This is a genomic window from Paenibacillus sp. FW126-R14 (assembly GCF_058789495.1).
Window position 1 is genome coordinate 1 of record NZ_JBYTBS010000108.1, and the last position, 10,362, is coordinate 10,362.

3 protein-coding genes are annotated in these 10,362 nt (G+C 49.3%); 2 read left to right on the forward strand and 1 reads right to left on the reverse strand.

The window, feature by feature from the left end:
* Window positions 1-261: 261 nt before the first annotated feature.
* Window positions 262-7,020: a family 43 glycosylhydrolase gene (locus AC3WRW_RS32365; RefSeq protein ID WP_492550327.1), complete on the forward strand. Its 6,759-nt coding sequence runs from the start codon at window positions 262-264 to the stop codon at window positions 7,018-7,020.
* 45 nt (window positions 7,021-7,065) lie between these two features.
* Here AC3WRW_RS32365 and AC3WRW_RS32370 read toward each other — a convergent pair whose 3' ends face one another.
* A complete protein-coding gene (locus tag AC3WRW_RS32370) occupies window positions 7,066-8,673 on the reverse strand; it encodes a response regulator (protein ID WP_492550328.1) in 1,608 nt (535 codons plus the stop codon).
* Window positions 8,674-8,998: 325 nt separating this feature from the next.
* Between AC3WRW_RS32370 and AC3WRW_RS32375 the strand changes: the two genes are divergently transcribed.
* A partial coding sequence (locus AC3WRW_RS32375) for a sugar ABC transporter ATP-binding protein (protein ID WP_492550329.1) occupies window positions 8,999-10,362 on the forward strand: 1,364 nt, incomplete at its 3' end.

Genomic DNA, 10,362 nt, shown 5'->3' on the forward strand with positions numbered 1-10,362 from the left:
AATTGTGATCGGCCTGCTGCTTTGTTTATTCATTTTGCTGCAAAAAGCATTAAGTGAACGGAGATGGTTCGCAAGAAAAGGTCATGCCAGGTAGTTGAAAGATTTGAAGGGGATGGTGCGCGAAATATGTAGAAAAAAATGCCCAGCCATCGTAAAAAAGTCAAGAAATGACGTAAAAAATTGAATTGAGTTTTTGCAGGAAAGACTTAGTATTAACGTATACATGCCGATGTTTAAGCAGATTAGAGAGGAAGAATGCGAATGAGGCGGAAATTGATACCTGTTTTTACGATTCTGGCATTATTGATCAGTATGTTTGCTCACTATCCTGCTGCGGAAGCAGCAGAAGATTCACCCGAGGCGTACGTGATGCCTTACTATACAAGCAATACATCGGGCACAAGCATGACCTATATGGATGACAGTTTGCACCTTGCCTACAGCTACGACCGGGTCAACTGGGTTGCACTGAATGACAATAACGGGATTTTGTTTAAAACGAATAAAGGTTATGGGGCTTCGCCGACCAATGGCCTGCAAATTCGCGATCCTTTTTTATTCCGAAAAGGGGACGGGACCTTCGTCTTGTTGGCAACGGTGACGACGAGCGCAGGCGCGACGACGAGTCCGAGCATTTTCGCTTGGGATACGACTGATCTTATCCATTATACGAATGAGCGCACGATTTTGATGAACAGCTCCAGCTTGGCAGCGAAGAAACCGCAAGCGGTTTACGATGCGGCGGCAGGGAACTATATTATTTATTGGACGGACGGAACGAAAGTCTACGCCAATACGACGAAGGATTTTGTTAGCGCTTCCACAAATGCCGTGTACACAGGTTCAGCGTATCCGGCGGCCCTTCCGAATTTGACGAAGAAGCCGGCAGGTGCGATTGCTTCCAGTTCCATTGCCGTTAGTGGGGCTGAACTGAATGCGGTGCTGGCGAGTATCGGCACGCCAAGAATCCCGACCGGTACGAACAATATTGCCGTTACCACAACAGCGGATCAAGCTCCGGTCCTGCCGGCTAAAGCCGATGTGAAGTACAGCGACGGAACGACCGAACAGAAGGCTGTGAAGTGGGAGCCCATTGACTCCAATCTGTACTCCAAACCGGGCACGTTCACGGTGACAGGGACAATTCCACAATCAACGCTCCCTGATGTGCCTGTTTATAGCAATCCGCTGATTAAAAACGGAGCGGACCCCGACATTTACAAAGGAAAAGACGGTTACTTTTACTATACAAGCTCTTACATGGATGCAAGCAACAACAATGTGGCGGCCAAACAATATGACCGCATTACGCTAAGAAGAGCAACGACCATTCAAGGTCTTGCGACAGCGGAAGAGAAGCAGATTTTTTATAAAAATGCTTCCGGCGATGCCTCGTATCACATTTGGGCACCGGAGATTCATCAAATCGGCGGCAAATGGTATGTCTACTTCGCAGGAGGCAAAACAAGCGCTAACTTTGATCTTCGTGTTTACGTCATTGAATGCCAAGGCAGCGATCCGATGCAGGATCCTTGGGGCCCTCCGGTCAAAGTCGCTATGATTAATGAGTCTTTTGATCTCGATGCAACCGTGTTCGAACACAATAATGAGATGTATATGGCCTATGCTTACAAATACGGACCGGATTCTGTCAACTCCTCCATCCGTATTGCCAAAATGACCAGCCCTACAACGCTGGACAGCAAACAAGTCACGATCTCAACACCGGAGTATACATGGGAGCAGCGCCGGGACAACGTGGAGGAAGCGCCTTCGGTGATGAAGAAGAACGGAAAGATTTTCATGACTTTCTCAGCCGGCTCTACCGATTCGACGTATGCGATCGGCCTGCTGACAGCGGTGGATTCGCCGAGCACCAACCTGCTTGATCCGGCATCATGGACCAAAACGCCGTATCCGGTCATGGCGACAAGCGTTGCGACAGGCCAATACGGTCCCGGTCATTCCACGTTTACAGTTTCCGAGGATGGGACAAGAGAGGTTTTATCGTACCATGCCCGCGAAAATCAACAATACTCGGGAGTAAACTCTTACGCGCCATTGTATGACGCTTCAAGATGGGCCCGGGTGCAGTATATTTATTGGCATGCGGACGGTTCGCCTTACTTTGGCATCCCTGTAGCCGACGGCTACCTGCCGGGCGAATCCGTGACGGCAACGGTTACCGTTACAGCGCCTGGCGGATATAACTATCTTGATTCATACGCGTACACGCTGAATGTAAATGCCGTTCATGCTACAGTGCTTAAAACGGTCGATAGCAGCAATAACGAACAAAATGTTACGGCGAATGCGAGCTATTCCTCCGCCAACCCGCTTATCGCATCCGTAAACGCGAACGGTGAAGTGACAGGGCTGCGCCCTGGAGACACCGTCATCACGGCGGAATATCAGGGTAAAAGCTATAAAGTGAATGTACGGGTAGCTAGCGTGCTGGTACAGGATAATTTTGAGGACGGCAACTACACGTCCAATCCGAGCTGGACCGTAGTATCCGGCACATGGACGGTGGGCACGGATCCGACAAACAGCAGCAACAAAGTGTTGAATCAAACGGATGCAAACGAAGGCATTATCAGTGTCGGAGACGCAAACTGGATGGATTATACGGTAGTCGGACGCTTTAATACGAAAGCGGGCGGGGCTTATCCGGGATTCTATTTCCGTTATCTGGACACGAATAACTACTATTACTTCCAAATGCAGCTGTTAAATACGTTAGCTCTTTCCAAACGTGTAGGGGGAGCGACGGCCGTTACAATGGCAACAAGCAGCTACACGATGACAGCGAACACTTGGTATACCTTGAAAGTTGTCGTTAAAGGAAGCTCGATCAAATGCTATATCATCAATAATGGCGTGGAAACACTTGTTTTTGACGTAACGGATACGGAATTAACGAACGGGAAGCTGGCAGTCCGCAACAAATGGCAGGCTTTCTATATGGATGATGTCATCGTAACTTCAGCAGCTCCCGCCGTACCAACGAACATCAAGACAGATCCTTCGTCATCAACGGTCAAAGTTTCCTGGGATGCTGTTGTTGGAGCGACAGGGTACAATGTTTACCGTTCATCCTCTCTAACTGGAACTTATACAAAAATTAAAAGCGATGTGAACGGCACATCTTTTGTGGATAAGGGACTTGCAGCCCTAAATACGTACTACTACAAAGTATCATCGGTAAACGCGAGCGGAGAGCTCATGCTTTCCGAAGCCGCAAGCGCCAAGACGCTGGAGCAGGCGGCGAATCCTTCCAAGCTGACGCTTGCCGGCAAAACGCCATCCTCGGCATCGGTAAGCTGGGATCCTGTAGCAGAAGCGACCGGATATAAGCTGTACAGAGCAAATAAGGCGGGCGGAATGTTCGAGCCCGTGTACAGCGGAACGTCGGTGAGTTTCACAGACAGCGGACTTGCGACGGGACAACCTTACTATTATGTCATGACCTATATGAAGGATGAGAACGAATCCAAAAGGTCGAATCAGGTGGCTCTGATTGCATCTGATACCGTACCGTCCATCCTACTGGATAGCGAGTCCTATTCCTTGCAGGCGACCAAAACGCATGCGACTTCACTTACTTTATTTCATAGTGACGGCACAACGACCGAAGTTGCAGGGCAAGCTTCCTATTCGTCATCCAATCCTGCGGCAGCAGCGGTTAATGCGGGCGGAATCGTAACCGGCATCAGCGAAGGCAGCGCTATTATTACGATTATGTACCAATCCGCCACCTATCGCGTTGCGGTAAATGTCGCTCCCGAAGGCTTGCTGCTTTGGTATAAATTCAATGAGACAACGGGCAGCGTCGCAGCGGATTCGTCCGGTAACGGCTTGAACGGAACGCTGGGCGGCGGGGCAACCTGGCAGGGCGGCAACGGCGTTAAGCTGGATGGAAGTACAGGCTATGTGCAAATGCCTAACGGAGTTCTTACGGGGTTGACAAGCATAACGGTTGCGACTGACGTGTTTGTCGACGAGGCTTCCCCGAATCCGGCATGGCTGTACACATTCGGGTCGTCGACAGATCCGTTGAACGACGCCAACGCCCGTTATTTGAGCCTGTTGTTTGAGGATAGCAAATCACGATACAGATCGATCATCACGAAGACCCGCTATAGCAATGAGCAAGGCGCCATCGTCAACTCGGTATTCCCGAAAGGAAGCTGGAAGCATGTTGCTTACACGCAAACGGGGACAACGGGAACGCTTTATGTCGATGGCGTTCAAGTTGCGCAAAGTACGGCGCTGACGTATACGCCAAACGATATGGAGCCGACAATCGCCAATTACATTGGCCGTCCTGCTTATTTAGCCGATAAGTATATGAACGGCAAAGTCAAAGATTTCAGGGTGTATACGAAAGCGCTGAGCCTGTCGGACATTCAAGCGCTTATGGCGAAGCCTGATTCCTACTATGTCGCGATGGATAAAGAAAGCTTGTCACTCGGCGACACGAGCGCGGTAATCAGCGATTTGAAGCTTCCGGTCAAAGGAGAGTTCGGCAGCACAATCATATGGACTTCCAGCGATACGAAAACGGTAAGCCCTACCGGTGTCGTGACACGCCCGACCTCTTCGGAAACCGATAAGACTGTGACATTAACGGCGGCGATCGTCAAAAATACGGCGGCAGAAAGCAAGTCGTTTACGGTCACAGTGAAAAAACTCCCTACAGACGTTGAACTTCTCACGGGGGATGCTCAAGCGCTGCGCGTTTACAACATCGACGACGTTAGAGGCAACCTGACGCTGCCGAAGATCGGCTCCAACGGTTCTTCGATTGCGTGGAAATCGGAGCGTGCAGACATCATCACGCCAACCGGTGAAGTGGCCAGACCTGCGCATGGCAGCGGCAATGCTGCGGTTAAGCTGACAGCTACCCTGACGCTTAATGGCGAGGTTCTGACCAAAGCCTTCCTCGCAACTGTGAAAGAAAAGCCTGAAGCGCAGGATTATCAAGGCTACTTCTTCCCTTATTTCGCAGGGGAAGGCTACTCCAACGGCGAGCAGCTCTACTTTGCGCTAAGCCAAGGCAATGATCCGCTGCATTGGACGGAGCTGAACGGCGGCAATCCTTCGATCATTTCAAATTTAGGGGAAAAAGGGTTGAGAGATCCGTACATTATCCGTTCTCCTGAAGGAGATAAGTTCTATTTGATCGCTACGGACCTTAAGATTTATGGCAACAATGACTGGACAGCCGCTCAGCGAACAGGTTCCCTTGCGATTATGGTTTGGGAATCGACGGATTTGGTCAATTGGTCCGAACAGCGGATGGTCAAGGTATCATCGGACTTAGCCGGCAACACATGGGCTCCGGAAGCGTTCTATGATAAAACAACAGGCGAATACGTCGTGTTCTGGGCTTCTAAGATGTACGATGACGCAACGAAATCGGGCAGTCCGAACCAACGAATTATGTATGCGAAAACAAGAGATTTCTATACCTTTACAGAAGCGAAAGAATATTACAATCCTGGATACTCTGTCATTGATACGACAATGATCGAGCACGACAATAAAATTTACAGATTTACCAAAGATGAAAGAAATTATAACGCATCTACAGCGCCTAACGGCAAAATGGTTTTCGAACAAGTCAGCGACTCGATCTTCGGAAACTTCACGACCATTACGGAAGGTATCGGGAAAGGCTCGATTTCCGTAGGTGAAGGGCCGCTCGTGTTCAAAGCGAACGGCAGCAATAAATGGTATTTGTTTATCGATTATTTCAGCGGCGGCGGGTATAAGCCGTTTGAAACAACCGATCTGGCATCCGGCGTTTGGACGATGTCTGCGAACTACGCTTTGCCGTCCAAGCCGCGTCACGGTACTGTGCTTCCTGTTACATTGGCGGAGTATAACCAGTTATCGGCTAAAGTGCCGGCTGTTGTACCTGTCCCTGCAGGGACGAAAGTTACCGGCGTGACGATTGGCGGCGGCGATCTCACTCTTTCGAAAGGTGAGGAAAGACAACTGAGCGCAGCGGTGATGCCAGCCAATGCGACGAATCAAGGCATTGTTTGGTCCAGCAGCGATGAGACGAAAACCGCAGTCAGTGAAACGGGGCTGCTCAAAGCAGTCGGCAACGGCGCCGCAACGATTACGGCATCTACAAGAGACGGCGGATTCATCGCAACGCTCCGCGTTACGGTGCAGGGCGGCAATACTCAAACGATGTATGTATCCGGGCCGAAGAGTGTGGTTTCCAATCAAACATTTGAAGCTGTGCTCGGATTAAACACAGTAACAAAGATGACCTATGCCCAAGATATAACGATTAACTTCGATCCGGCGCAAATTGAATTTGTTTCTGCCCAATCGATGAAACCAGGCTTCACTATCGTAGATAAAGCCGTTAAATCTGGAAAAGTGCGCTTGCTTACTGTAGACCTGAACAGGGATCAAGCGACTAGCAGTCCGATGGACCTGTTAAAGCTGCAGTTTAAAGCCAAGGAGCTAAGTCAAACGCAAACCAGCAGCATCTACACGTCAGATATGATTTTTGCTGATGGTACTGGAACGGAGTCAGCGGTAACGAACCCGGATCCGTACACCTTCGAAATCGTCTCCGTGACCAAGACGGCTCTGCGCGAAGCGATTGCGAAGGCTCAGGAGCTGTATGATGCTTCCGTGGAGGGAACAAGACCTGGCGAGTATCCGCTCGGATCGAAAGCCGCGCTGCTTGCAGCCATTCAAAGTGCAAATGAGGTTGCAAACGCGGGCGGGGCTTCTCAGGCTCAAGTCAATCAGGCGCTCGATCAATTACATGCAGCCGTGCAAGCATTCAAAGCTTTGATCAATACGTATCTGCCTGGCGATTTGAATGGAGACGGTGTCGTTCGAATCGGCGATCTTGCTATCGCAGCGTCCCACTACGGTTTAACATCCTCTGATCCTGAGTGGGCTAAGTTCAAGGCAGCAGATTTAAACAATGACGGTAAAATCGATATCTGGGATCTTGCAGCACTTGCAAAATTGATCCTGAACTAGTGGAAAAGGATGAGATCATCCCGCGCAGGCGAGGTGGTCTCATCCTTATTTTTCGCTTCCAACCAGGTTTGCGGCTTGGCCACTTTTGCGAAACTGCATGGTAGTCATGCCCGTAATCCGTTTGAACAGATTGGAGAAATAGTTAGCATCGTTATAGCCGACCATGAAGGCAATCTCGTAAGATTTTGCCTGTGTCAATTGAAGCAGTTCCATGGCCTTTCGAATTCTCGTTTGCGTTAAATATTCGATGAACGTTTGACCCATTTCTTGACTGAAAATTTTGCTGAAGTGTCCGGGGCTCAGACTCACATGATCGGCAATATTTTGCAGGGAAAAATCGACTTTATCGTAATGCTCATGAATGTGCTGCTTCACTTTGCTCAGCATATCCCCGTATCGATCCGTGGAATTAGATCGCCAGCTCCAGTATTGTTCGGTTAGCCGATTCAAATAAGAACAAGATTCCTCCCAGGTTCGGATGGATTCAATCGTTTTTTGCATGTCATTCAGACTATTTTCCAAATCGGCAATATCCGGATAAAGTTCTTTGGCGGATCGGAAAACTTCCAAGGTCAGGTCGTTTAGAATGTAATACCCGATGAGGCATGAGTGCCAGTCCATATTCCGAAGATCAGCCGCAAATGAATCTATGAAAGGTTCTTTCTGTGCAGGCGTGCCAATTTTCAGAAATTCAACGAATTTGGCACGGTCCAAAAAGATCGATTGCTCAAGCGGGGCATGATTCGATTCCCTTAGCGCTTGCAGGTTTTGCCGGGATATTCTCCGCCAGTGCATGTCTTCCATCGCATCCAGGAATGAAATGTGTATGCCCTGCATGCGGTCTTGAATGCTCCCAATCCCAATGGAGACGGTATAGGGGAGATCTGCGAATTGATTCTGAAGATACGAAGACAAGGCTTGTTTCAGTTGTTCCGGAGATTCCCCTTTTAGAATCCAAACGCACTCGTTAATGCTCCTTTTAAACATCATGGGTTGACCGCTTGCATCGTTCACATGCATCAGTTCCTCTTGCTGCTTCATGAAGTCGGAGATGCCTTGGGATGAGGAGGCCGAAGCTGTCAGACCCCGGAGATCGGCAACCACGACGGCATAATACGGGGAAATCAGGTTGATATGCAGCTTCGAGCTCAAATGAACGGCTTCAGATGCTGTAATAAATCCGCTGCACAGATCATTTAGCAGCTTGCTTTGCGTCAAGAGGCCATGACGGCCGTTTCCTTGCAGGAGATGTTCGATCTGCTCTTTGGCCCGGCGCTCCTTATCAATCTTGTCACTGACGCGATGAAGAATTTCAAGCAAATCGACGGAACCGAACGGTTTGACGCAGAATTCTTCTATCCCTAAGCGAAGGGCGGTTCTGGCGTATTCGAAATCTCCGTGACCGCTAATAAAAATAATTTTTATTTCAGGAAATCGTTCGCGGACAATGGAACTTAATTCCAATCCATCCATGAATGGCATTCTAATATCTGTAATTAAGATGTCGGGGCGAAACTCTTCAATCATCGGAAGAGCAACTTCCCCGTCGGGAGCGCCGCCGCAATACATAAATCCTTCTTTTTCCCAATGAATCGTGTCGCGAATGACTTCGCGTATTAATATTTCATCATCGACAAGTATTACTTTTTTCATCTGTTGTGCCTCCTATGGACGGTGGTTGAAGGCCGTTAAACAATACCACCACTATATCAAATTGCCGACGGTACGAATATGTAAACGCTAACCATTTCTTCATAATATGGGTTGGTTCAGCTTTCACCAGAAATAACAATTTTCGCTAAAAAAAACACCATTTATCATGACGAGCCGGGGAAATACACGTAAATATTCACAAAAAAAGAGCTTAAAACTCCGTATAAAATGTGCCCATAAGCGATTTATAATGAGGACACTACCCAAGAAATGGATATGGATAGAGAGGGGTTTTCCCATGCGAGCAAACCAGCCAATATTGAGGATGACGGGTATTCATAAGCAGTTTCCGGGCGTTAAAGCTCTGTCCGGCGTTAATTTCCGCCTATTTCCGGGAGAGGTTCATGCTCTGATGGGCGAAAATGGCGCCGGCAAATCGACGTTGATTAAAGTCCTCACCGGTGTCTATGCGATCGATCAAGGCAGCGTGGAGATGGATCGCAAGATGGTCGCCATTTCCAACCCGCAGGATGCTCAGCAGGCTGGAATCAGCACGGTGTATCAAGAAATAAACTTGTGCCCGAACCTGACGGTTGCCGAAAATATTTTCATTGGCAGAGAGCCGCGCCGCTATGGACGTATCCTTTGGAAGGAGATGAACCGGGCCGCTGAAACGCTGCTTGAGGAAAGATTGCATCTTTTCATTGATGTTACAGCACCGCTTCATACGTATCCGCTTGCGCTTCAACAGCTGATTGCCATTGCCAGAGCTTTAAGCATTTCGGCTAAAGTGCTTATTTTGGACGAACCGACATCGAGCTTGGATCGCGGTGAAGTCAAGCAGCTGTTCGGGGTCATAAACAAGCTGAAAAATGACGGTCTAGCGATATTATTTGTCACGCATTTTCTGGATCAAGTCTATGAAGTATCAGATCGAATAACCATTCTCCGCAACGGAGAGTTTGTCGGGGAGTATATGGCGGCGAATCTCCCCCGGATAGAGCTAGTTTCCAAGATGATCGGCAAGGAGCTGCATCTGCTTGATGAGCTGCCCAAAGCTCAAAGTGCGGGTCATTTGGCAGCAAAGAAAGTGCTCTTGGAAGCCAAGGCGCTTGGTCGTAAAGGAGCGATACAGCCGTTTGATCTTCAAATCCGAAAGGGAGAAATATTGGGACTTGCCGGTTTGCTTGGATCGGGCCGGACGGAGCTGGCTCGTCTGGTATTTGGCGCCGACCGGGCGGACGAAGGCGACCTCCTCATGGAGGACATGGGCGGCGGCATTCACTCACCAAGGCAGGCGATTGACCACGGCATCGCCTTCTGCTCCGAGAATCGCAAGACCGAAGGCATCATCGACGATTTGACCATTCGGGAGAATATCATCCTTGCCCTGCAGGCGACGCGTGGCTGGTTCAAGGCAATTCCGCGCAAGCGTCAGGATGAGATGGCAGACGAATATATTCGCGCGTTGAATATTAACCCTCCCAATCCGGAGCATCTTATCAAAAATTTGAGCGGAGGCAACCAGCAGAAGGTGCTGCTGGCCAGGTGGCTGCTGACGAATCCGAAGCTGTTAATTTTGGATGAGCCGACCAGGGGGATCGATATCGGAGCCAAAGCGGAAATTCAGAAGCTTGTGCTCTCCTTGTCCCGCGAGGGCATGTCGGTGCTCTTCATCTCTTCCGAGCT

Coding starts and splice junctions, on each gene's coding strand:
- AC3WRW_RS32370 (WP_492550328.1), bottom strand. CDS start 8,673: ATGAAAAAAGTAATACTTGTCGATGATGAAATATTAATACGCGAAGTC.
- AC3WRW_RS32365 (WP_492550327.1), top strand. CDS start 262: ATGAGGCGGAAATTGATACCTGTTTTTACGATTCTGGCATTATTGATC.